This is a genomic window from Enterococcus sp. AMC1251, from assembly GCF_058216535.1.
Genome location: NZ_CM177098.1, coordinates 717,158 through 741,163 on the forward strand (window position 1 = coordinate 717,158; position 24,006 = coordinate 741,163).

The 24,006-nt window shown below is 33.5% G+C and carries 26 protein-coding genes; 21 read left to right on the top strand and 5 right to left on the bottom strand.

What is annotated here, in order from left to right; genetic code table 11:
• Nucleotides 1-80: 80 nt before the first annotated feature.
• From AC4BBR_RS03365 to AC4BBR_RS03420, 12 genes are all read left to right on the top strand, one after another.
• The gene (locus tag AC4BBR_RS03365) at nucleotides 81-713 is read left to right on the top strand and encodes a hypothetical protein (RefSeq protein ID WP_207121154.1); all 633 of its coding nucleotides are present in this window, start codon (nucleotides 81-83) and stop codon (nucleotides 711-713) included.
• Nucleotides 714-784: 71 nt separating this feature from the next.
• The gene (locus AC4BBR_RS03370; protein ID WP_207121153.1) at nucleotides 785-1,525 is read left to right on the top strand and encodes a DNA-methyltransferase; all 741 of its coding nucleotides are present in this window, start codon (nucleotides 785-787) and stop codon (nucleotides 1,523-1,525) included.
• A 3-nt stretch (nucleotides 1,526-1,528) separates the two neighbouring features.
• Nucleotides 1,529-2,881, top strand: a complete 1,353-nt coding sequence (locus AC4BBR_RS03375; RefSeq protein WP_490461165.1) for a hypothetical protein — start codon at nucleotides 1,529-1,531, stop codon at nucleotides 2,879-2,881.
• A 37-nt stretch (nucleotides 2,882-2,918) separates the two neighbouring features.
• On the top strand, nucleotides 2,919-3,677 hold the full coding sequence (locus tag AC4BBR_RS03380) for a hypothetical protein (protein ID WP_490461166.1): 759 nt from the start codon (nucleotides 2,919-2,921) through the stop codon (nucleotides 3,675-3,677).
• A 734-nt stretch (nucleotides 3,678-4,411) separates the two neighbouring features.
• Entirely contained in the window at nucleotides 4,412-4,747 is a 336-nt protein-coding gene (locus AC4BBR_RS03385; RefSeq protein ID WP_490461167.1) for a hypothetical protein, read from the top strand.
• Nucleotides 4,717-5,988 (top strand): NAD-dependent epimerase/dehydratase family protein, encoded by a 1,272-nt coding sequence (locus AC4BBR_RS03390; RefSeq protein ID WP_490461168.1) that lies wholly within the window; start codon nucleotides 4,717-4,719, stop codon nucleotides 5,986-5,988. The genes AC4BBR_RS03385 and AC4BBR_RS03390 overlap by 31 nt, the downstream gene beginning before the upstream one ends.
• Nucleotides 5,989-6,004: 16 nt before the next feature.
• Complete coding sequence (locus tag AC4BBR_RS03395) at nucleotides 6,005-6,619, top strand: NAD-dependent epimerase/dehydratase family protein (protein WP_490462062.1); 615 nt, start codon at nucleotides 6,005-6,007, stop codon at nucleotides 6,617-6,619.
• Between the two features lie 29 nt (nucleotides 6,620-6,648).
• On the top strand, nucleotides 6,649-6,903 hold the full coding sequence (locus AC4BBR_RS03400) for a hypothetical protein (protein WP_490461169.1): 255 nt from the start codon (nucleotides 6,649-6,651) through the stop codon (nucleotides 6,901-6,903).
• A gap of 1 nt (nucleotide 6,904) precedes the next feature.
• Nucleotides 6,905-7,411 (top strand): NAD(P)-binding domain-containing protein, encoded by a 507-nt coding sequence (locus AC4BBR_RS03405; RefSeq protein ID WP_490461170.1) that lies wholly within the window; start codon nucleotides 6,905-6,907, stop codon nucleotides 7,409-7,411.
• A 26-nt stretch (nucleotides 7,412-7,437) separates the two neighbouring features.
• Nucleotides 7,438-7,815 (top strand): hypothetical protein, encoded by a 378-nt coding sequence (locus AC4BBR_RS03410; RefSeq protein ID WP_490461171.1) that lies wholly within the window; start codon nucleotides 7,438-7,440, stop codon nucleotides 7,813-7,815.
• Nucleotides 7,816-7,862: 47 nt separating this feature from the next.
• Nucleotides 7,863-8,156 (top strand): UDP binding domain-containing protein, encoded by a 294-nt coding sequence (locus AC4BBR_RS03415; protein WP_490461172.1) that lies wholly within the window; start codon nucleotides 7,863-7,865, stop codon nucleotides 8,154-8,156.
• Between the two features lie 88 nt (nucleotides 8,157-8,244).
• A complete protein-coding gene (locus AC4BBR_RS03420; protein WP_490461173.1) occupies nucleotides 8,245-8,880 on the top strand; it encodes a class I SAM-dependent methyltransferase in 636 nt (211 codons plus the stop codon).
• A 49-nt stretch (nucleotides 8,881-8,929) separates the two neighbouring features.
• On the opposite strand, the gene AC4BBR_RS03425 is transcribed toward AC4BBR_RS03420, so the two are convergent.
• The 3 genes from AC4BBR_RS03425 to AC4BBR_RS03435 all read right to left on the bottom strand — a co-directional run bounded on the left by AC4BBR_RS03425 (nucleotide 8,930) and on the right by AC4BBR_RS03435 (nucleotide 13,192).
• A protein-coding gene (locus AC4BBR_RS03425) for an IS3 family transposase (RefSeq protein WP_490461174.1) occupies nucleotides 8,930-10,085 on the bottom strand; the annotation gives its coding sequence in 2 pieces (ribosomal slippage) (nucleotides 8,930-9,830 and nucleotides 9,829-10,085; 1,158 coding nt in all).
• 305 nt (nucleotides 10,086-10,390) lie between these two features.
• Nucleotides 10,391-10,900: a DUF6933 domain-containing protein gene (locus AC4BBR_RS03430; protein WP_490461175.1), complete on the bottom strand. Its 510-nt coding sequence runs from the start codon at nucleotides 10,898-10,900 to the stop codon at nucleotides 10,391-10,393.
• Nucleotides 10,901-11,665: 765 nt separating this feature from the next.
• Nucleotides 11,666-13,192 carry an NAD-dependent epimerase/dehydratase family protein gene (locus AC4BBR_RS03435; RefSeq protein ID WP_490461176.1) on the bottom strand — a complete coding sequence of 509 codons (1,527 nt, stop codon included), beginning with the start codon at nucleotides 13,190-13,192 and terminating at the stop codon, nucleotides 11,666-11,668.
• 274 nt (nucleotides 13,193-13,466) lie between these two features.
• Here AC4BBR_RS03435 and AC4BBR_RS03440 point away from each other — a divergent pair, with 274 nt between their 5' ends.
• Together AC4BBR_RS03440 and recN are read left to right on the top strand one after the other, a co-directional pair.
• Nucleotides 13,467-13,916, top strand: a complete 450-nt coding sequence (locus AC4BBR_RS03440; protein WP_490461177.1) for an arginine repressor — start codon at nucleotides 13,467-13,469, stop codon at nucleotides 13,914-13,916.
• A gap of 17 nt (nucleotides 13,917-13,933) precedes the next feature.
• Nucleotides 13,934-15,625 carry a DNA repair protein RecN gene (recN, locus tag AC4BBR_RS03445; protein ID WP_490461178.1) on the top strand — a complete coding sequence of 564 codons (1,692 nt, stop codon included), beginning with the start codon at nucleotides 13,934-13,936 and terminating at the stop codon, nucleotides 15,623-15,625.
• A gap of 132 nt (nucleotides 15,626-15,757) precedes the next feature.
• Here the strand turns inward: recN and AC4BBR_RS03450 are convergent, their stop codons facing one another.
• Entirely contained in the window at nucleotides 15,758-15,871 is a 114-nt protein-coding gene (locus AC4BBR_RS03450; protein ID WP_071868151.1) for a DUF4044 domain-containing protein, read from the bottom strand.
• Between the two features lie 71 nt (nucleotides 15,872-15,942).
• Nucleotides 15,943-16,899: a magnesium transporter CorA family protein gene (locus tag AC4BBR_RS03455; protein WP_490461179.1), complete on the bottom strand. Its 957-nt coding sequence runs from the start codon at nucleotides 16,897-16,899 to the stop codon at nucleotides 15,943-15,945.
• A 182-nt stretch (nucleotides 16,900-17,081) separates the two neighbouring features.
• Here AC4BBR_RS03455 and AC4BBR_RS03460 point away from each other — a divergent pair, with 182 nt between their 5' ends.
• The 7 genes from AC4BBR_RS03460 (at nucleotide 17,082) to murD (ending at nucleotide 24,001) form a co-directional block, all read left to right on the top strand.
• Nucleotides 17,082-17,453, top strand: coding sequence for a DUF3397 domain-containing protein (locus AC4BBR_RS03460; protein WP_490461180.1), 372 nt, complete (start codon nucleotides 17,082-17,084; stop codon nucleotides 17,451-17,453).
• A 276-nt stretch (nucleotides 17,454-17,729) separates the two neighbouring features.
• Nucleotides 17,730-18,161 (top strand): division/cell wall cluster transcriptional repressor MraZ, encoded by a 432-nt coding sequence (gene mraZ / locus AC4BBR_RS03465; RefSeq protein ID WP_490462063.1) that lies wholly within the window; start codon nucleotides 17,730-17,732, stop codon nucleotides 18,159-18,161.
• Nucleotides 18,162-18,174: 13 nt separating this feature from the next.
• On the top strand, nucleotides 18,175-19,134 hold the full coding sequence (gene rsmH, locus AC4BBR_RS03470; RefSeq protein WP_490461181.1) for a 16S rRNA (cytosine(1402)-N(4))-methyltransferase RsmH: 960 nt from the start codon (nucleotides 18,175-18,177) through the stop codon (nucleotides 19,132-19,134).
• Between the two features lie 16 nt (nucleotides 19,135-19,150).
• Nucleotides 19,151-19,552 carry a cell division protein FtsL gene (gene ftsL / locus AC4BBR_RS03475; protein ID WP_490461182.1) on the top strand — a complete coding sequence of 134 codons (402 nt, stop codon included), beginning with the start codon at nucleotides 19,151-19,153 and terminating at the stop codon, nucleotides 19,550-19,552.
• Between the two features lie 24 nt (nucleotides 19,553-19,576).
• Nucleotides 19,577-21,457 carry a peptidoglycan D,D-transpeptidase FtsI family protein gene (locus AC4BBR_RS03480; RefSeq protein WP_490461183.1) on the top strand — a complete coding sequence of 627 codons (1,881 nt, stop codon included), beginning with the start codon at nucleotides 19,577-19,579 and terminating at the stop codon, nucleotides 21,455-21,457.
• A gap of 58 nt (nucleotides 21,458-21,515) precedes the next feature.
• Nucleotides 21,516-22,481 (top strand): phospho-N-acetylmuramoyl-pentapeptide-transferase, encoded by a 966-nt coding sequence (gene mraY, locus AC4BBR_RS03485; RefSeq protein WP_490461184.1) that lies wholly within the window; start codon nucleotides 21,516-21,518, stop codon nucleotides 22,479-22,481.
• 149 nt (nucleotides 22,482-22,630) lie between these two features.
• Complete coding sequence (murD, locus tag AC4BBR_RS03490; protein WP_490461185.1) at nucleotides 22,631-24,001, top strand: UDP-N-acetylmuramoyl-L-alanine--D-glutamate ligase; 1,371 nt, start codon at nucleotides 22,631-22,633, stop codon at nucleotides 23,999-24,001.
• Nucleotides 24,002-24,006 lie beyond the last annotated feature (5 nt).

The following is a 24,006-nucleotide window of genomic DNA, read 5'->3' on the forward strand; positions in this document are numbered from 1 at the left end:
AAGAAAAGTATAGAAAACAAGTAAGTGTAATAAATTTAAAAAGGTTTAGAAAATAAAATATTAGAAAAGAGAATTAAAATATGAATCAAACTAGAGGAAACCAAAACAAAAAGCCCGTATCAAAGATACAGATTTGTATTATAGTCTTATTGGCTATAATTATAATTTTACTTTCAGTTATTATTTTAAGAGGATGGTTTAAAGATTCTGGTAATGATTCGATTACCAAAAATACTTCTCAAATAACAGAAGAATTCTCATTGTCAAGTTCCCTAAGTCAAGAATCAAAAGAAACCATAAAATCTGATACTACAGAAAACTCAGTTGAAGCTAAATATCCTAAAATTACAAAAGAGTTGCTTAATGGAAAAACTTGGTACGAAGGCAGTTCTACTGGTGTAGAAAACCAACCAAGAGAAGGATTTTCTGAAAATAAATTTCACGATATCTTTGGGAATGAGTTGGATTATGAAATTACTATTGAGGATAAAGAACAAACATATAGAGTTCTCGATTTTAGAAAAAATGAGATTGTTGATATAAAACTTAAAACAAAAATCGTAGTTAACAAACCAACTGTTGATGGTACTTATAGAGATGTATACTATTATATATATTATAAATATGATGGAACATTAATGATTGCACGTGAAGGAATTTCATCAGAGCAAAGTGATTTAACAAGTTATCCTTTAGAGCAAGTAATTAATTAATTGTGGCTTGAATGTATAGAGTTAGGAAAACATAGCGAGTTAACAAAGCTTTTATCAGAGGAAGGTTCAAAATGGAAATAGAAAAGAGTTTACTAAATGAAATACACCATTGTTCCTATCAAGAGTTATTGCAAAATGTTCCGGATAATTCAATAGATGTATTATTAACAGACCCTCCTTATAATATAGCGATAGATGGAGAAAAGTGGGATGTGGGTTTTGATTTTACAGAATGGTTAGGTCAAACATTACCAAAAATAAAAGAAGATGGCATGTTGTTAATTTTTAACACAAAGGAAAATATTGATAGAAAAATAAAACCATATATAAAAAGATATAAAGATGAAGCACATGATTTTACTGTTATAGACACATTTGAGTGGGGAAAAACTAACCCTAGAGGAGATTTAGAACTTTATAGAAAATACGAATTTCTACTGATTGCCTATAATAACTATAATACTGAAAAGTCTGATAGAATTTATCCAGAAGACTTTTCAGAGTACTATACAAATGAAATCTGGGAAACAGCCAAGGAGATAAGTCTTTTTAATGTAAAAGAGATTGACCACCCAACGGCAAAGCCTGTGAGGTTAATAGAAAATATAATTATTAAGTTAACTGAAATTGATGATGTGATATTAGACACAACTAGCGGTAGTGGCTCTATACCCATAGCATGTTGGGATACTCGTAGAGATTTTGTAGCTTGTGAGATTGATGAAGAATATGCCACTAAAAGCCAACAAAGATTAGAAAGAATAAAAGAAAAAGTACCTAGAACAGTGTTTCTTTTCGATTTGGAGGTATAGTTAATGTGTGGTGAGTTAAAAAGTGAGCCAGAAGTTGATGCTGTTTTTGAAATAGAAAAAAAATATAAATTTGATTTAGATAAAAAGTTAACAGCAACTGTTAAAGCCTTATATAAGGTAGGGAAGAACAGAAAGTTGTCAAGTGATGAAGTAAAAATAATCAATTTGTTTTTAAGTGAACAAAGAGTACTGTATTATGAATTTTTAGAAATTGAATATTACGATGATGAAGAATTGTTCAATAAGTTGGGAATGTATGCCGTATCTGAATTACCATATAACGATAAGGAGTTATGCAAAGAAATTGTAACTCTAGTTAAATTAAATAAAGAGGAATTCAATTGTATTCCTGAAAAAGAGTTTAATAAATTGTTAAACGAAATTAAAAAGATGGATAGTCGATATAGTGAGCATATTGATAATGCAGAAAATAAAATAGTATATATTTTGGATGGTGTTCAGCAGTATGTAAATTTTCTGTTTGAAAAATATTCGATATATACATCATTAGAAATAACAGAACGATATTTTTTGTATAAGGGATGGAAATTAATAAATGGGCTATCGAAAAATACAAATGACATCATAAGAAAACAACGTAAGGCTAGGCAAGAAAATTATGTGCAAATGTGGAAATATAGGAATATGTACAATTCAAAAAATAAAATAGAAATATTTATTTACCAAAAAATGTTGTTATCAGATTTAAAAAGACTAGAAAGGTATTATAGAGAGCTAAGTATGGAAGGTCAACCATCAGTTACCAAGGTCGAAAATATAGTTAATTATTATACATATACATTTATTCTAATGTATATAGCAAACGTAGAAAATTCAACAAATGTGGTTAAAGATATTTGGAGTGATAAATTATCTTTAGTCCATAATATAGAAATGCATGTCATCAAAGGTTCACATTGTTCAAGAGAGTTTCTCAAACAAAATAAAAAGTTTCCAAGTCCTCGGAAGTTAGTCCAAGAGTTAGGAATAACACCAACAACAGCAGAAAAATATGGGCTAGAATTGCTCTACATGGATACCTTATCAAGTGGAACAAGAAATAGACTGCTTTCAGATAATAAACCAACTCCATTAAAAATAATTGTAAAAGACTCTAAAAAAGAACGAATAAATAAAGGAAAAAAATATTTAAAATTTAAACAAGTAAATGGTTTAAATGATGAAGAAGTAGCTGAACAATTTGGAACCAATCGTCAAAATGTAGGCAGAAATATTAAAGAGTATATTGAGGTAGAGTATAAAGTAAAATCAAAAGGAAAAAATTTCGACGAAATTGAATTTATGAAAAAATTTGGTGTTACAAAAAATAAAATTGAAAAACTTAAAAAGCATTGAATTTGAACAATAATAGAAACAATTGGAGGAAAGTATAATGATTACTGTTTTGATAGGGATTTGTCTGATATCGTTGGTATGTTTGTTTGTTTTTTTAGTCAAATCAGCATTTAGAACTAAGAAAAATATTATAAGTTCAATTTTGGTGATTTTAGTTTCTTTAGTTTTAATTGTGGCTGTAAAAAATTATGAAGATAAAGTAGAAGCTGAACAAAAAGTAAAACAAGAACAAATAGCAAGGGAAAAAGCAGAAACTGAACTAAAGGCTAAAGAAAAGCAAGAAGAAGAGGAAAAAGTAGAAGCAGAGAAAAAGGCAAAAGAAGAACGGGAAGAGCAAGAAGCAAAAGAGAAAGCCGAAGCTGAGCAAAGAAATAAAAAGGAACAAATAGAAAAAGCAGAGGCAGAACAAAAGCTGAAAGAAGAAGAGTCTCAAAAAATAAATTATATTAATACAGTAAAAATGCAATTGATTGGGAAAAAATATAATATAACCCCTTCCTTATATGATGGGATTGATGTAAATAAAGCAATGAGCGAAAATAAAGCTCCTCAAAGTTTGGTTCATGATGGGTTTAATGGTGTAACTTTTAAAGATGATAATATTGCCCATCTGGAATTATTAGGTACTTATAGACCAGATACTGATGTAAACTACACAGTAACAGAAGACACTTTACTTGTTGGACAGCATAATATTCCGTACTCGATAAATAATGGTATTGTTACATTTGGTACATGGACAACTAACTACACAGATGGACATACTATTACTTGGTCAATTGCTCCTAGCAACTAATAATTTTATTGCTTATATAATTAATAGAAAATAATACTTTTAAAATGTTACCCCCTATGGACAACTTTTTTTAGATAGTTTTTTTAGAATATTCATACTTTGAATCAATGTAACAATATCTATTAATACAAATTTTATGATTAAATATAGTTAAAATAGGTAGCAATAAATCCAATGAAGCAAAGAGATGGAGCAGATTTGGAGCATGTATAATAAAGTTGACAAAAAAGCGAAAAGTTGGTATTAAATTAAAGCTGATAACATGCTGATATTAGTTTGAAGGAATAAAAAAATCTTGGAGCAGATTTGGAGCACACATCCTCTCTTGGTGCATGAAAACATATTTTTGGTGCACGAAAAAATAGAATAAATGTTGTTAAATCAATGTTTTATCAAGTGTGAAAATATCTCTTAATCAGCGGGTCATGGGTTCGAGCCCCTTACGACCCATTGGGTGCCAAACCCACGAGAATGATATTCTGTCGGCGTCTTTGGACGTTTCGAAGATGGAATATGCGTTCTCTTTTTTTGTTTTCTAAAAATGTTGATGCCTAAAAATGCCTACTTACTAAAAGTTGATAATTGCTTGCCAACTTAACTACTGTTATTTGATTTGTTCCTAAAGAAAATATTTAATCATCATTATTTTTCCATGATGGAAACCTTCATACAGATTATTTTTGTTACTCATAAATGACATAATAGTAGAAAATAGCACTAAAGGAGTGATGATTTTGAAAGATGAATATAAAAAACTTTATGATATGATGTTTGACCCAGTTTTTTTAGTAAGATTTGGTTACTATGACATAGCAATTAAAAATGAGGCCATACTTACAGAGACTATTGATTTAGAAAATAATTACGGTTGGACAAATTCCTTCTATTTTAAGGTTTTTGATATGGAGAATTTTGCAGAATATCTTGAGAATAATAATTTGAAAAAATATTTTAAACTGACTAAACCAAAAGAGAATATAGCAACTGAACCAATTTATTTCAGTATACCAAAAAGTCAAAGCTCCAGAAGACATATAAAATGCCAAATCTTTATAGTTATATGGCTCTAAATTATTTTATCTGTGATAATAAATCTATATTCATAGACTCTTTCTCAAAAAATAAATTATCAACTTCGAAGTTTTTTAACCAGTTAAAATTTGATTATAATGCGACTCATGAGATTAGACAGTCTCTTTTATATAGTGGTGTTAAGAAATTAAATCTTGACCTTTCAAGTTTCTATCATACTTTATACACTCATAGCATCCCATGGATGATAAATGGAAAAGATAAAGCAAAGAAAGTAAAGTATACCGGATTCGCTAATCACTTAGATAAATTCACTACTCTATGCCAGTATGACGAAACACATGGAATTCCAACTGGAAATCTTTTATCAAAAATTATTGCGGAATTGTACCTTTGCCACTTTGATAAACGAATGGCAGACCAAGGCTATCAGGTTACGCTCTATGATCTTGTAGCGCCCAATTTCTCTTTGAGCAAAAAGATAAGGTTTATTCAAGGAGACATTTTAGATAAATTAAGGTTAACGGATGCGCTAGTAAACCAAGATATAGTATTTCACTTTGCTGCCATGGTAGGTGTGGTCGCTTGTCTTAAAGATCCTGAAAGAGTCAAAAAAGTAAATGAGGAAGGAACAAAAAATGTTTTAGATATATCTGAAAAACAAAAAGTAAGGCGCTCCTTTTTTGCCTCGTCTTCTGAAATTTATGGTGAAGGAAAACCAGATTATTTTTTTAACGAATTTGATCAACCAAAACCAAAATCAGTGTATGCATACTCTAAAAGAGCGGGCGAGAAGTATATATTGAAAAATCGAGGAGATATTAATCATACGATATTGCGGTTTTGTAATGTGTATGGACCACGACAACGCCAAGCCTTTGTTATAGCAAAATTTATTCGTAGGTGTTTATCAAACGATGAAATTGAAGTAGCTGGAACTGGCGAACATTTAAGAACTTACACGTATATTAACGATGTACTTAGTATGATTGATGCATTATTGAACTGCCCAGATGCAGAGGGACAGGGGATCTTCAATATTTCTTCCAGCCAAGCGGTTAGTTTGAATACACTAGCTAAAACGATAAAAATTTTGACAGAGTCAAAAAGCTCAATTCATTATTTTCCGTTTGAATATTTTGAACGAAGTGAAAAAGTAGAAATTCTAAATCGTTTGTTTTCAAATAAAAAAATTACAACTTTGTTTGGCGAAAATTTTGAAACTGGATTAATAACTGGATTGACTCACTATATTTATACAGATAGAAAGAAGGAATAAAATAGTTCACTATTTAATTACAGGTGGGGCTGGTTTTATAGGATCAAGACTTGCACAAAAATTAGTGAAAAGAAATGACCAGGTCACAATTTATGACAATTTTTCAACGGGAAGTCGCTCTAATTTAAATGAAATAATCGATGAAATAAACATCGTTGAAGGCGATATTAGAGATTCTGAAAAGATTAGAAAAACAATTGATAATGTGTTTCACTTAGCAGCAAACCCTTCAGCAACAGAAGCAAAAAATAATGTAATTGAGTCAAATAGTGTCATTGTTGAAGGTAGCTTAGTTTTAATGAACGAAATTGCTCAAATAAAAATTGTTCAAGCATCATCCTGTGCAGTGTATGGTGAACTGCAAAAGCAAGCAAATTCTGAGGAACAACAGCTATTCCCAGTGAATGGTTATGGGGTAGGAAAATCAGTTTCAGAACAGTATGCACAATTGTACGATCAAGATATTCAGTTACCAATCATTTCATTAAGATACTTCAATGTATTTGGTGCAGGACAAAACCCAACTAGTCTTTATTCGGCGGTAATTCCTTGTTTTGCTAAAAGAATTAATGAAGAAAAAAAGATTCAACTATTCGGAGATAAAAAAAGACACGTGATTTCATTCATGTAGAAGATATTGTTCAAGCTACTATTTTAGCGATGGATGCTACAGTTGATCATGCAGTGTCAAATATCTGCTCAGGGAAAAGAACAACATTAGAAGAATTGGTTCATATTATTGAAAAAACAACTGGAAAAAAAGCCAAAATCAGCTATGAAAAGGAATATTTGACTGAGATACAACATTCTGTTGGAGATCCTAGTAAAGCAAAAGAATTAATAGATTTTGAACCAAGCATTTCTTTATATCAAGGGTTAATAGAGGTACTAAAGAATAATGAGAGGGAGGGATAGTATGACAAAAACAATGAAACAAGTCAAGATTGCTGTTATTGGTTTAGGATATGTAGGAATCGAAGTGGCAGAGAAATTTTCAAATCATTTTTCAACTTGGGGATTAGATATTGATCATCAAAAAATAGCAGAGTATCAAAAACAAAACAAATTTGAAGCAATCAATTTTTCTGTCAATCCCAAAAATCTTACTGATGTTAATTTCTATATTGTTACAGTGCCAACACCTGTAGATGATGAAAATAAGCCTGATTTTTCATACCTAATTGATGCCTCAAAAGCAATTTCAGATACATTAAGACAAGGAGATATTGTTGTGTATGAATCTACTGTTTATCCAGGAGCTACTGAAGAAATTTGTGTACCCATATTGGAAAAACACTCAAGTTTAAAAGCTCGTTTGGACTTTTTTGTAGGATATTCTCCAGAACGAGTCAATATTGGGGATTGGGAGCATAAATTAGAAACCACAAAAAAATCATTGCAGCTCAAACACCTGATAGTTTAGAACGAGTTAAAGAAGTCTATAGCCAGGTGATCGGTAGTGAAAATATCTATTGTGCAGATTCAATTGAAATTGCTGAAGCAGCAAAAATATTTGAAAATACGCAACGAGATTTGCTGATTGCTTTGATAAATCAAGTATCAGTTTTGTTTAAGCAATTGTCAATAGATACTCATAAGGTGATTGAGGCAGCTGCTATCAAATGGAATTTCAATGCAGTTGTTCCTGGACTATTTGGCGGACATTGTATCAGTGTTGATCCGTATTATTTGAGTCATTTGGCTAAAGAACAAAAACTTGATTTAACACTAGTTGAAGAATCCAGAAGAATTAAAGAAAGTATTCCCAATTATATTAGCCAAGTAATTCAAAGACTTTCAAATGAAGAAAAAAAATTCTTGTCCTAGGATGTAGTTACAAAAGAGATAAGAATGACATTCGAAACAGCAATAGTTTGATTTTAATTGAAAAATTGAAGTTAGCAGGTCATAGAGTTAGCGTTTGTGACTATTTATTATTACAAAAAAATGTTAAAGAAAAACACAAATTGGAAATCAGCAGTCAAATTATAAGTAAAGAACATTATGATGTTGTTGTTTTGGCGGTTGCTCATAAAGAGTACATCTCTTTAGTGGAGCACAAGCTGGATTCAATTCTAAAAAAGACGGGTGTACTTATTGATATAGAAGGTGCAATAGATGAAGCAAAAGCAAACCGTGATACTGCATTTACTTATTGGAAAATGTGAAATAATAATTATTTTATAATAGCTCTTTTAAAGACATAAAAAAAAAGGTATCATCAAGATACTATTTTGTAGAAATGGAGTGTAAAAAATGATTGAATATGTAGTATCAAAAACAAAAACATTGAAATTTGATGTGGATTTCGAGGTTTTTTCTCCTTCTGGAATTGATCAGGGAACATTAGCAATGTTAACGCAAGTACAATTACAAGAAGGACATTCTGTTTTAGATTTAGGCTGTGGGTACGGATTTGTGGGGATTTTTGCAACCGAAACGGTAAAAGAAGATAATGTCACAATGGTCGATATTTCGGAAAAAGCAGTTGCTTTGGCTAAACAAAATGCTGTGATAAATAATAAAGAAAGAATACGTATTTTAAAAAGTGATGGTTTAGACAATGTCACACAAAATCAATTTGACTGGATACTATCTAATCCGCCGTATCATGTGGATTTTTCTGTACCGAAAAAATTCATTTATCAAAGTTATGAAAAACTAGCACCGAATGGAAAATTAGTTATGGTAACAAAGCGAAAAGACTGGTATAAAAATAAGCTAACTTCGGTATTTGGTGGGGTTTCAGTTGTTGAGATAGATGGGTATTATGTTTTTACTGCTCAAAAACGGAAGCAAAAACAAAAAATGAAAGTAAAAAATAAAAAAGGTTTATCAAAAAAGCTTGAACGAAAACTAGAAAAACAAAAAAGGAGAACAGTAGATGGTTAATTATTTATTGGATAAATGTCAATAAAGTAGACACAAAAAGAGCAGATACTTAGTGAGAATCAAAGTATTTATCCTCCAATTCGTTTGGTGTAAGCATATCTAAGGTTCCATGAGGACGCTGAGAATTATAGAACCCCTCAATGTACTCAAAGCAAGCTAGTTGTACTTCTTGAAGAGAAGAAAAAGTTCTTCTGTTGAGTTCGTCTTTTTTCATATATTTGAAAAAAGCTTCTGGGACAGCATTGTCCCAAGGATAACCAGGTTTCGATAATGACTGAACAATCGAATGAGTTTCTAAATATTTTCTGAATTCAAGAGAAGTATATTGGAAACCTTGATCTGTGTGAAAAAGTATTGGAGCTTTAGGCAATCTAGTTTGAATGGCTTTTTCTATTGTCGTGATAGCCAAAGTAGTATCTATCTTTTGGCTGACAGTCCAAGCAATGACTTTTCTGGAAAACAGATCTAGAATCACACAAAGGTAAACAAACGATTTTTTTCCAACAGGAATATAAGAAAAGTCGCTAGTCCATACTTGATTTGGTGCTGGAGGATTAAACGCTTGTTTTAAGTGATTCGGACGCTTCAAAGAAACCTGACTTTTGGTCGGTTTAAAGGCAGGTTTCACTGTAGACATTTTAGGTAAATTCATGGGACTCATTAAACGATAGACTCGACCAATACTAATAGAAATGCCATAGTCACGTAGAAGCATACGTCTTCCTTTTGCAGGACCTACTCGTTTTTTAGAAGTCGTATAGATTTCTAAAATGATCGTTCTTAATTGTTGATTCTCTGCTATTTTAGGAGCTGTTTTTCCAGAAAAACGTTTGTAGTAAGTCGAGCGATAGACTTTAAGAACCCTGCAGAGAGTGACAACAGAGTGCACATGTCGTAGAATACGAATTGCGTTTAATCGATTGTCGAGTGTGGCGTGAATATGACAATCGCTTTTTTAGGATTAAATTTTCTTCTTCCAATTGGAGATTTCTTTTCTGAAGTTGTTTAATCTGACGAGCTGTGAGGATCGTATCGTCATCGATTTTAACTTCAGAATATTGTTTCACCCATCGAGCGGCAGAAGATAGGGCAATGCCATATTCGTTAGCGAATGCGTTTTGTGATTTTCCGCTTTCATAAAGTTTTACAATTGATTTTTTAAATTCCTCGTCAAACTTTCGCGTTGTTTTACGTTTGTCTATCATAACTAAAAGACCTTTCTTAAATAGTGTCTAGTTTATTAATAGTATAGCAAAAAAGCTGTCTACTTTATTAGCATACATGCACGTATGCCGTCGCTTCCTATATCGGTCAAACGGTTTGGGCTTGAGGGTTATGGGAAACGATGCACACTCATGAAGTGACATTTTTCGAAAAAAGTCTCCAAAAATGTGTCCAAGATATTGACTTAGATCCAATGATTTAAACTTTTTTAGTATAAAACAGTTAGAATAAAAATGAATGCATAGTAATAATTTACAAAACGAAAGAGAGCAATAAACTATAAAATCTATAGTTTATCTAGCTCTCTTTTCACAACATCAATGCTAAAAGAATATTCAGGAGTCATACTACGGTAGGGTGTTTTGGCTAAAAATTCCATTACAGAAAGTTGTAATTTTGTATGTAAATCGATATCTTCAGGATAATACTTCAAAAGTTGAATCATATTATTATTAATACTCATGACAGAACGGTTATAAGTATAAGAAATTTCTGCTCTACCAGCTTTTAAAAAATATTTTTTTATCTGATACGATTTGTCAGTACTGTAGTTAAAAACATGTTCAATACCTGTTTTAATATATTTATCTAGGTATTGTTTGTTTTTAGCATTGATATCTGCTAACACAATTGGAGAGAAAGATAAATCATTTACTAATACTAATATTTTTTTTCGGTCAATATTAAAATAATTGGCATGCCATGAAAAGAAAGAACGTTCACTAGTTGAAGTGTTGGTAGATATTGGGAACTCACTGAACAACGGTAATGCTTTCTTAGTAGGTACAATAATCATATGTTAGCTCCTTTAGATTGTATAATATATGAATTATAACATAAATTAATTTAGTAAATTAGGGTTAATATTTCTTTCATAAAATATTTTAAAGTGGCTGGATGTACTTTGTATAAAATGTAAAAGAATAATAAATAGGGAAAAAGATGAATATAGAAAATAGATTACTTAATAAAATAAATTACTGTTCTCATTAGGAACTTTTGAAAATATCCCAGATAACTCCATTGACGTATTACTTATAACTGCGGTAATTGCTGTCTAAACAGAGTTAAAAGCCTGATGATATATAATTTAATTACCTCTTAATCAACGATTATGACACTAAGCCGATTTTTGACTAATTAAATTTTTTTGCAAACGCATTCTCTAGTTTGTTTATAGTATACTAATTATTGTAAATAGTCATTATATATTGATAATAAAGTTTATAAAGTTGGGGGATACAGTTAGTACAGATAGAAATGAAGTATTAAAGTTTACAACGGATAGTTTAAGTATAAATAGCAATATAGATTTTGAATCAAAAAATAGTATTGAGTCCTGCAGCAGATAAACTAAAAAAAGTAATAGCTTCATTTCAGCAGACTAAAAGTTGTTTGGCTACGGAAGTAAGAAATGTACAAGCCGTAAACAATGCAATTGAAGAAACGGATAAAGAATAAGGCTCTATACATTTTTAACGTTGGTGAGAAAGCATCAAAAAGTATACAGCCAAAAAATCTCTAGTAACGACTAGTTGTCGTAGTCTAGAGATTTTTTTGTTTACAGATTGGAGATGGTTGCTACGTCAGTATCTTTGACATGCTTTTTGTACACATAAGAGAATTCGTCTTTAGCGTGTAGCGGATACCAAACTTGAGCAAAAAATGGACTGTTTTTTGCTAATTCATGGTAGTTCCAACTTGTTCTCTCGCACTCATCACACCAATGACCTCCTTCTAAAATTAAACGTGGACTAGCAGAGAAATGATGCCCGCAGTGGCATGTAAAGGCCAATTTAGTTGTCCAATCTCCTGTTGTCATTGTTTCTGAAAGGCAAACACCGCCTCTAAATCGAGCTGCTTGCTGCAAATCATTGAGAGAAAGCTCGGCTTCAGGTTTTACTTCATCGTAACCATGATCCAGTAAAATTGGATCACCTTCTGGACGATACAGTATAAAACGATCCCAGCCAGGAATTTTAGCCCATCGTTCTTTTGAGATGAAGAAAGGGTTCACATGTTCATCCTGATTATGAATAAGCCAATGTAAAGTTCCCGTGTCAGTTAAAGCAACTTTCTCATTACTTTGTTTTATTCTCGCTGCAATTTGTTTGCTTATTATTGTTAGATCATTTTCAGTTGATTGCTGAGCTGCTTGTTCACGCATCACTTTACCGTAATATCGAACAAAGTCTTTTGTCGTTTGAGAGCGAAAATGTAAGAAGTCATTTAATTTATCTGAATCCAAATACCATTGACCATGGAAATTGTGTGTAGCATACCAATTAGGTTCACAAACTTCTTTGAATTGTTCAACGCCGATTTCTTTCATCATAGCCGACATTAACTCATAATTTGTATTACGACAGTCTTCACCACCGCCAATATTGTAGATATGACCCCAAAAATCAGGATCCACCCATGATTCACAAGCATTGGCACAAAGCATTCCAGAGTCATGGTCTGTAACCCATTCAAGAACATTATTCAAAGGTTGATGAAAGGCGATTCCTTCGTTTAAACTGAACTCTTTGATTGACATAATACCTGTTTGACGTAGAGAGACCCAATGTTTAATTCCAGACTCGATGACTGCTCGTTCAGCAGCGATTTTTGAAACGGCATAATAATCGTGAACGCTTGGTTTTAAAGGATCTCCAACACGACCCCAATGAATAGGAGCCGTCCTATCACCAGTTTCTGCTACTGTTCCAATATTGATCAACTTGATGTCATCTTTGTTTGGTTGTGCCAAAATAGCTTGGATTAGATTTAAAGTTCCGCCGTAATTGATTTTCATCGCTTCTGCAGGATAACGATCCGCTGAAGGGGAGACAAAGGCTGCACAATGAACAACAAAATCACAACCAGAGACGCATTTAAGTACATCTTTGTAGTTTACTAGATCCCCCCAGTGGATCTCTAGGTTTTGATTATTGCTATATTGTTGCATAAACGTTCGATTTTTTTCTGAGTCGCGCGCCAGTGTAACAACTTGAAAACGATCAGATCGATTTAGAAGCTGTTTCATTGTTTCTCCACCCATTGTACCTGTTGTACCAGTAACAAACACTCTTTTTTTTATCATAAAACTCTCTTCCTTTCTTTAATACAGTTAATGGTAGCGTTTTCTCCGTTGGTTTGTCAATAGCTTCCTGGACTTTTTTATACTACTTAAGTATCTTTTTAGAAAGTTGAGAATAAAATATAGGAAGAAAAATAAACGAATATCTCTTAGTTTCGATAAATATATTTTATTAGTAAGGGAAAGATGAGGCTAGTTCTTAGATTTTACGCTTTTAAAATGAATAAAAATACGCTATGATGAAATGGAAATGAATCGAGAAAAGGAGTTTGTTATTATGAGAAAAAAAGATCGGCATCGTCTGATTACTCGTTTATTAGCTGATAAAAATATTCAAAAACAAGAAGATTTTGTCACTTATCTAGAAGAGAAAGGTATAGAGGTGACTCAAGCTACGATTTCTCGTGATATCAAAGAAATGAAATTGATCAAAGTACCGTCCATAGATGGTGGTTATCGTTATAGTATTCCAGCAGAAACCAAGGAAGATACTTCCGTAAAACTAGAAAAATTAATGAAAGATGCATTTGTTTCAGTTGATCAAATGGAAAAGCACGTTATTTTGCGTACTATACCAGGGAACGCTGCAGCAGCATCTAATTTAATTGAAAAGCACTATAAAGAAATTGTTTTTGCTACACTCAATGATGATGATGGTGTACTGATTATTGCGCGAACTGAAAAAGATGCTGAATTTTTAAAAAATGAATTTTTCCGATATTTATAAAATCGAGGTGAATAAACATGTTGCAAGAGCTTTCTGTAAAGAATTTTGCGATCATATCTTCATTGCAATTAGAATTTCAAATGGGAATGACCGTTTTAACAGGAGAAACAGGCGCTGGTAAATCAATTATCATTGATGCAATGGGATTGTTGACTGGTGGTCGAGGATCAAGTGATTATATTCGCCAAGGCGCTTCTAAATGCACATTGGAAGGCTTGTTTACAATGCCGAAAAATCAAGAATTAGTAACTCTTTTAGAAGAATTGGGAATTGAAACAGATGAAGAGTCGATCGTGATTCAGCGAGATATTTCAACATCTGGTAAGAATGTTTGCCGTGTCAACGGTCGAATCGTCAATATCGCAAATTTACGCAAAATAGGAGAATTTTTAGTTGATATCCATGGTCAAAATGAACACCAAGAATTGATGCAAAGTGAAAAACATTTGGGGATGCTGGATGATTTTGGCGGTAAAGAATTATTCAAGATAAAAGAGCAATACGAAGGAATTTACTCAGAATACCGGATGATCGAAAAAAAAGTCAGAAACAGACAGAAGAACGAAAAAGAATTTGCTCAGCGCATGGATATGTTACAGTTTCAAAGTGATGAAATAGCTGCGGCTGAACTTGTTTTAGGTGAAGAAGAACAATTGATTGAAGAACGAAATAAGCTGGGGAACTTTCAAAAAATCGCAGATGCTTTAGCTGCAAGCTATGAAGCGGTCAATGGAGATGGTGATAGCAGTTTGGATAAGATTGGCTATGCAATGAATGAATTGTTATCGATCGAAATGCTTGATCCAGAATACAAAGCAATATTAGAAGTAGTCCAAAATAGCTATTATCTTTTACAAGAAGCTAGCGGCGACTTGTCTCGGCATATTGATAGTTTAGAATTAGATGAAAATCGATTGAATGAAGTAGAGACTAGACTTGAACTGATCCGTCAGATGAAAAGAAAGTATGGAGAATCGATTGAATCTATTCTTGCTTATTATCAGGAAATCACCCAAGAGCTGGCAGATGCTGATTTTTTAGAAGGTCGAACTGGAGAGTTAGAAACATTACTGGTCGAAAAGAGAAATCAAGTGATTGAAAATGGCTTAAAATTGCGGGATAGTAGAAAAAAAATCGCAAAAAAACTAGAAATAAATATTTTAAAAGAATTAAAAGAATTATACATGGAACGAACAGTATTTGATATCCGTTTTACAGAATTATCAGAGGCGCAATTCATGGAAGAAGGGCTAGATCAAGTGGAGTTTTATATTACCACTAATCCAGGAGAGCCTTTAAAACCTTTAGTAAGAGTTGCTTCTGGTGGCGAGCTGTCCCGAGTGATGTTAGCATTAAAAACAATTTTTTCTAAATCTCAAGGAATTACAAGTATTGTTTTTGACGAAGTCGATACAGGTGTTAGCGGCCGTGTAGCGCAAGCAATTGCTGATAAAATCTACCAGATATCTGAAAACTCACAAGTACTGTGTATCACTCATCTTCCTCAAGTGGCAGCTGTTGCAGATTATCAATATTTTATCGAAAAAGAAATTATTGGTGAGCGAACAGAAACAAAGGTTAGAAAGCTGAAAAAAACTGAACGAGTAGCGGAAATTGCTCGCATGCTTTCAGGAAGTGAGATAACTAAGCTGACAACAGAACATGCAAAAGAATTGTTGAATATGGCCGGAAAAGAACGAAAAAGTTAATGAATCGAAATGAAAAGCTCGTCAGAAATCGAGTGTTGTAAAGAGTTTTTTGTTTAAATATTTCCGAAAAAATGGGAAGAAAAACGATGTTGGACATCGCTCCTTCTTCCCATTTATTGTTTATTCAGTTGATTATCGTAAACTCATTATGGCAGTCAAAATTGTTGAGCCGGCAATGGCAATTAGCATCAACCAAACAACGACTTTAGTGACTTTAGAAAACGTACTTGTCTTTTTATCGTTCATTGATTATACACATCCTTATTCTTTACTTCCTCTATTTTACATTGTTTTATCGAAATCAGCAACTAGAAATTTTACAAAAGGTTTCGTTTTTTTAGTCGGCGAATCACAAAAATACATGTTGCGGTTGTGGCGATGAAGATCCAAAAAAAAGCATCTCCTCGATTGGCGAACGGTAATTTCACATTCATGCCGAAGATCCCGCCAATGATCGTAGGGATCGTCAGGACGATCGTTAAAGAAGTCAAAATCTTCATGACGTTATTCAAATTATTTGAAACAATTGCTGAGAACGTATCACTAACTTTATCCACAAGTTTTAGTTGGATTTTCGTTGTTGTTGCCGCTTGTTTTGTTTCCACTAGAATATCGTGAAGTCGTGGTAAATGCGCTCTGGGATCTGTAAAAATTCTGGCATTGTATAGTTTATTTAAAACTTCCAAATTAGAATTTATAGCGGATTCAAAATAGACTAGGCTTTTTTGGATGTCCATCATTTGATAAAGTTGACTATTTTCAGTTGAAACTTTTAATTCACCTTCAAGTTTATTTGTCTGCGTAATCAATTCTTTTAGAAAGCGATTATAACAAGTTGATATTTGCCATGACAAGTATAGAATCAGACTTTCTTGAATTGGCAAGTCACTATCAGGGATTGGATGGGGAAACGTTTGTTTTAAAAAATCAGCTGAATTATTGATAACAGTTATCACTTTGGCGTCTGTCGTTAAGATAATAGCAAAAGGGAATGTATCCAGTTGTGTATAACCGCTAGGACTGATTGTTGCATGCGGATATTGAAGCAACAACAACGCTGGTTCCTCTAAAGTATTTTGGTGTAGACCTTCAAAGCGAGAATTTTCGTTATCATCGAGTACACCTGTGATATAATCTTTAGGGAGTTTATATGTTGTGACTAATTGGTTAATCTCTTCTTCCGTGGGTTTCTCTACAGAAAGCCAGATTGCTTCATCTGTAGCAGTTTGGGAAGGAATTAGATGATTATTTTCTATTGTTAAATAATTAATCAAAATGCCACCTCTTTTTTTATAAAATTGCTTAGTTCTATTATAATAGAGTTGGGCTGATTTGGGAAAGAAAGCTCTTCTTATTTGGTATTATTTAAGCACGAACTTTTAAACGAAATGAAACATGTGTGTAAAGAAAATAAAGTATAGTTATTAAAGTGTGTTACGAAAGGAATTGTTAGGAAATGGTGTCGTTTTCAGTCATTATGCTTTTTTGGTATGTTTTTCCTGTAATTGTCTTATTTGCGTGTAATTTTATTATCTCAACCTTCTCGTTGACAGAGCGTTTTAAAGTGAAAGCACCGGATATGTCAATTCCATTTTTATTCATAGGACTAAACGAATTGTCAAAAGATAGTTATGGACAATCGATCATACCTTACATGGTCATCTCTGTTTTATTACTAGGTATTTGCGTAGCCGTTTTTCAAGCATATTATTATGGCGAGATCTTATATGGTCGATATTTCAAAATGTTTTGGCGATTGGTATTTCTTTTAAGTTTAATCTTATATGGAGTTCTTATTTTATTGAATATCGTTCATTATTTTTCATGAAGTTGAAATAGTAGTGTATCTCCCACAACTCACCACCATTTTGAGTTGTAATATTTTCATGAGAAATTCAACATAGAAACAAAGAGTAAAAATGTTTTGAAAATCAATTACATAGACATTGATACCGCTTTTTTTGAAATTCTATCTGTAGAATTGGAATATTACAAACTTTTTAAATAACTATTAAAAGAGGGAAGATTTACTGTTTTGGGTGGTAGAAAGTGGTGGGATGTGGTAGACTGTTTCTATCAAGTGGAAAAGTGGGGACAATTGGCTATGTTTATGGGGGAATTTCAACATAATATAGATGCCAAAGGCCGACTCATCGTACCTGCTAAATTTCGAGACCAATTAGGAGAGAAGTTTGTAGTGACTAGAGGAATGGATGGCTGTTTATTTGGTTATCCAATGTCCGAATGGGAACAATTAGAGGGAAAATTGAAAGAAATGCCTCTAGCTAAGAAGGATGCCCGCACATTTGTCCGCTTTTTTTACTCGGCTGCTACAGAATGTGAAATTGATAAACAAGGTAGGATCAATATTCCTGCTGCGCTTAGAACACATGGTAGCTTGGAAAAAGCTTGTGTGATCATCGGTGTTTCAAATCGGATTGAGATTTGGGATGAAGCCCGCTGGCAAGAATTTTCTTCTGAAGCTGAAGAAAATTTTGATGAAATTGCAGAAACAATGATTGATTTTGGTTTTTAGAAAGAGGAGCATTATGGCAGAGGATTTTCAACACTATACTGTTTTACTTAAAGAGACAGTTGACGGCTTGCACGTGAAAGACGATGGTATTTATGTTGATTGCACATTAGGTGGTGCAGGTCATAGTGAGTACTTACTATCAAAACTTAGCGAACAAGGTCATTTATATGCGTTCGACCAAGATCAAAAGGCATTGGATTTTGCAGCACAACGATTAAAAAAATATGTTGATCGAGGTATGGTAACCTTTATCAAGTCGAACTTTCGACATTTAAAACAAGAATTAGCGAATCAAGAGATTTATCATGTCGATGGTATTTTATACGATTTAGGTGTTTCTTCTCCTCAACTGGACGAAGCTGAACGTGGGTTTAGTTATCATCAAGATGCACCGCTTGATATGCGGATGGATCAAGAAGCAGCATTATCTGCTTATGATGTAGTTAATGGGTACAGCTATCATGAATTAGTGAAAATTTTCTTCCGTTATGGGGAGGAAAAGTTTTCTAAACAAGTTGCTAGAGAGATCGAACGAGTGCGCGAAAAAGCACCAATCAAAACAACTGGCGAATTAGTAGAAATTATCAAATCTGCAATTCCAGCGCCTGCTAGACGTAAAGGCGGACATCCAGCAAAACGAATTTTTCAAGCGATTCGAATTGCAGTGAACGATGAACTTGGCGTTGTAGAAGAGTCTTTAGAGCAAGCAATTGCTCTATTAAGCAAAAACGGTCGAATCAGTGTGATCACTTTTCACTCTTTAGAAGACCGAATTGTGAAAAGCATGTTTAAAGAATATAGTACGATGCAAGATTTACCACCTGGACTACCTGTAGTTCCAGAAGAATTTCAACCAGAATTAAAGGTAATTACAAGAAAGCCGATTTTACCAGGTGAGACTGAATTGGCTGAGAATAATCGCTCGCGCAGTGCTAAATTAAGAATTGCCGAAAAAGTTAAATTAATCTTATAAAGAAAGGGGTAACGACATGGCTGAGTTGAAAAAAATGGAAGAATTTCAATATGATATTCCAGTAATAGATGAACCAGTCATTGGTCCAGATAATGAACCTAAAGTTCAAAGAAATACTGACATACCCCAATCTCCGAAAAGGAAGTTGAGAAATATCTCACTTTTAGAAAAGGCAATCGGCTCTTTATTGTTAGTAGCGATTATTGGAATAGCAATTCTCACCATTCAAGTGCGTACATCTATTACACAAATGACAAATCAAATCACTGAGACTCAAGCAACAATTCAAGCGAAAGAAGAAGCTGCTTTAAAATTGGAACAACAAAAAAATGAATTATCAAAAGCAGATCGAATCAAGGAAGTTGCAAAGAAAAAAGGCCTTTCTGATAATATTGAAAATATTAAAAAAGTAAAATAAGGAAATATAAGGAAAGTGAAATAGATGAGCAAAAAAAATAAAATAAAGAATTTTGTCAAAAAGAAGAACTTAAATCCAATGAACAATCGTAAAAAAGTAGGCATTATTTTATTTGCTACGAGTATTGGATTGTTCTTTTTATTTGCCTTTAGATTAACGTATATTGTTGCAGTAGGAAAAGTCGCAGGGGTTTCGTTGCCAGAAAAAACAGCGGATTTGTATCAAGGCAGTAAAGTTGTTAAAGCCAAAAGAGGCGCAATTTTAGATCGTAATGGAGAAGTAATTGCAGAAGATGCTACGTCTTATTCCGTGTATGCTATTTTGTCAGAAACCTACCTAGGTGAAGAAAACAAAAAACTATATGCGCAGAAAAAAGATTTTCAAACGTTAGCAGAAATTTTAAATAGAAATACAGAACTGACTAAAGATGAAGCTTTAAAATTTTTGAATAGCGGTGTGAATGAAGACGGTACTGTAAAATTTCAAGTAGAATTTGGAACTAAAGGAAAGAACATTACTTTGGAGACCAGACAAAAGATCGAAGATGATCTAAAGAAAAATAAAGTTGCAGGACTATACTTTGAAGGTCATCCAGCTAGAATCTATCCAAACGGTGCTTTCGCTTCTCACTTTATCGGATATACTGACTCTGCTGATGCAGAGGACGATTCAAAAGGTTTGGTCGGAAAAATGGGTTTAGAAGAATCTTATAATGATATTTTAGAAGGTCAAGATGGGAAGATTGACTATGAAAAAGATGTTTACGGAAATCCTTTACCAGGGACAGTTGCGAATGAAAAGAAAGCTATTGACGGTAAAGATATTTATACAACAATAGATAGTCGGATACAAAGTCAATTGGAATCTTTATTAGATCCAGTTGTCGAAGAATATAAGCCAGAAGACATGACGGCGATGTTAATGAAAGCAAAAACAGGTGAAATATTAGCTATGTCACAACGTCCATCGTATAATCCTGAAACAAAAGAAGGATTGGGGAAAGACACTGTTTGGCGTAATATATTAGTAGAAGATAAATTTGAGCCAGGCTCCACGATGAAGCTTTTTACAGCAGCGGCGGCAATACAAGAAGGGAAATTCAGTCCCGATACAACGTTTAATTATCCTGCTGGTGGTTACAAGTTAGACGATCGAACAGTAAATGATCACGATTTCGGTGGAGTGGGGCCATTAACATTCCGTCAAGCAATCTCTTGGTCTAGTAATGTTGGCATGCTTACTTTAGAACAAGCAATGGATCCTACGGGGCAAGTTTGGAAAAGTTATTTAGAAAAATTTGGTTTTGGAAAATCAACAAATTCAGGTTTAGCAGGAGAATCTGCTGGAGAACTTCCGGGAGATAATTGGGTCGATTTGGCGATGTCGTCATTTGGACAAGCAATTTCTGTAACAAATTTTCAAATGATGCAAGCTTACACAGCGATTGCCAATGACGGTTCAATGCTGAAACCCCAATATATTAGTAAAATTGTGGATAATAGTACTGGTGAAGAAAAAGTAACACAAACAGAACAAGTAGGCAAACCGGTAATAACACCGCAAGCGGCAAGCGATATTCGGACATATATGGTCGACACAGTAGAAAATCCTGATTATGGTATTGCTTATGATATTTACAAGGTACCGGGCTATCACGTTGCAGCTAAAACAGGAACAGCTCAGATCACTGGAGAAAATGGCTATATGGAAGGGTTAACGGATTACACATACTCTGTTGTAGAAATGGTACCAGCAGACAATCCAGAATATATTTTGTATCTTACAATGAAAAAACCTCAGACGTATACGAAAGAAGCGCTTGCTAGAATCGCCAACCCATTGATGAAAGTGGTTATGGATTCAATGGACAGCGATTCAAGTGTAGAGGTAGAATCTGCTAAATAGTGATTAGAAATAAATGGGAAAGTAAATCAATACGAGTTGAATAATTAGGAGAGATATCATGGAGTGGACACAAATTTTTATTCCTATAGTATGTAGTTTTGCTATAACGGTGGCGGTAATGCCGATATTTATCGGTTACTTCCAAATGAAAAAACAAGGACAAACAACGCGTGAAGATGGTCCGACTTGGCACAACGTAAAAACTGGGACACCAACTATGGGTGGGATGGTTTTTCTAGTAGCGAGTTTTATTACTTCATTATTAGTGGGATTATGGAAACAAGAACTCACTCCGTCTTTATTGATTATTTTATTCATCTTGGTCCTTTACGGGTTGTTAGGGTTTTTAGATGATTTTATCAAAGTATTTAAAAAAAGAAATATGGGATTAAATTCTCGTCAAAAATTGATTGGTCAAATCATTGGTGGGTTAGTATTTTATTTTGTTTACCGTTCGGAAGGTTTGCCTGATACACTTGATTTTTTTGGTGTTAGTACAGGATCTTTAGGTGTTTTTTATGGTATATTTGTCATTTTTTGGTTGGTTGGATTTTCTAATGCGGTGAATTTGACTGACGGTATCGATGGTTTGGTTGCAGGATTAGGTACGATTTCGTTTGGTACATATGCAATCATTGCTTGGAAACAGCAGCAATTTGATGTTGTTATCATTTGTTTGAGTGTAATTGGTGGTCTATTAGGGTTTTTCCCATACAATAGGAAACCAGCTAAAATCTTTATGGGAGATGTGGGCTCGCTTGCCCTAGGTGGTTTGTTAGCAGCTATTTCAATTATCTTGCATCAAGAGTGGACATTATTGTTAATTGGACTAGTCTATGTTTGCGAAACGGCTAGTGTTATTTTGCAAGTGACTTCATTCAAATTATTCGGTAAGCGAATTTTTAAAATGTCACCGATCCATCATCATTTTGAAATGTGTGGTTGGTCTGAATGGAAGATTGATATTGTTTTCTGGTTGACTGGAGTTGTCTGTTCTGCAATCACATTGTGGATTATTTTTTAGAAAGAGTGAGAGGCAGACGTATGGCTAGCTTCAAGAAGCAACATTTAGCGAAGTAGATGATTTTGAAATCGGACAAAAAGCGTTCCATATCAAACTTTCTGCTGAGTTCCTAGCTTCTTTCAGCATGTCTAAGATAAGGGGAAATTATAATGAAAAAAATTACTAAGTATGAAAATAAAAAAGTCCTTGTTCTTGGACTTGCTAAAAGTGGTGTTAGTGCTGCAAAGTTGTTGCATGAATTAGGTGCATTAGTGACTGTTAATGATTTTAAACAATTTGATCAAAACGTAGAAGCCCAAGATTTATTAACCTTGGGTATTCGTGTTGTTACAGGTGGGCATCCGATTGAACTTTTAGACGAAGATTTTTCTTTGATTGTAAAAAATCCAGGTATTCCCTATACGAACCCTCTAGTAGAGAAGGCTTTAAACATGAATTTGCCTATCCTTACTGAGGTTGAATTAGCTTATCAAATCGCTGATTGTCCGATTATTGGAATTACTGGAACAAATGGAAAAACAACTACAACCACAATGATTGGTTTGCTTTTGAATGCTAAGCGAAAAAAAGGGACTGCTCGTTTAGCGGGGAATATTGGTTATCCAGCGAGTGAAGTAGCTGAAAGCTCTAGCGCAGCTGATGATATCGTTATGGAATTATCAAGTTTTCAATTGATGGGAATTCAAACATTTCGTCCGAAAATTGCTGTGATCACAAACATTTACGAAGCGCATTTGGATTACCATGGATCAAGAGAAGAATATGTAAAAGCTAAGTGGGCAATCCAGGAAAACATGCTGGAAAGTGATTTTCTTGTTTTAAATTGGAATCAGCAAGAATTACGAGAATTAAGTAAAACAACAAAAGCTACAATCATTCCATTTTCAACTAAAGAAAAAGTTGCAGGGGCTTATCTTATAGATGGGAAAATCTATTATAAAGATGAATATGTCATGTCAGTAAACGAATTAGGTGTACCAGGCAGTCATAATATTGAAAATGCTTTAGCCGCAATTTCTGTTGCTAAATTGAAAGACACGCCAACTGATATAATCAGAAAAACATTGATGGTTTTTACTGGAGTGCCTCACCGTACGCAATATATAGGAGAAGTAGCAGGACGAAAATTTTATAATGATTCAAAAGCAACGAATATATTAGCTACTGAGATGGCTTTAAGCGGTTTTGATCATTCCAGACTAATTTTATTAGCTGGTGGTCTAGATCGAGGGAATAGTTTTGATGAATTAATTCCAGCGCTAAAAGGAGTTAAAGCAATCATTCTTTTTGGCGAAACAAAAGATAAATTGTACAAAGCGGCAGTCAATGCGGGAGTTGAAACAATACGTTTAACAGAAAATGTTCAAACTGCTGTACGTGAAGCCTATGATTTTTCCAAAAAAAATGATACTATTCTATTATCGCCTGCTTGCGCAAGTTGGGATCAATATCCTAATTTTGAACTACGTGGAGAGGCATTTATTCAAACGATGTACCAGCTAAAAGACATAGAAAAGTGAGATAA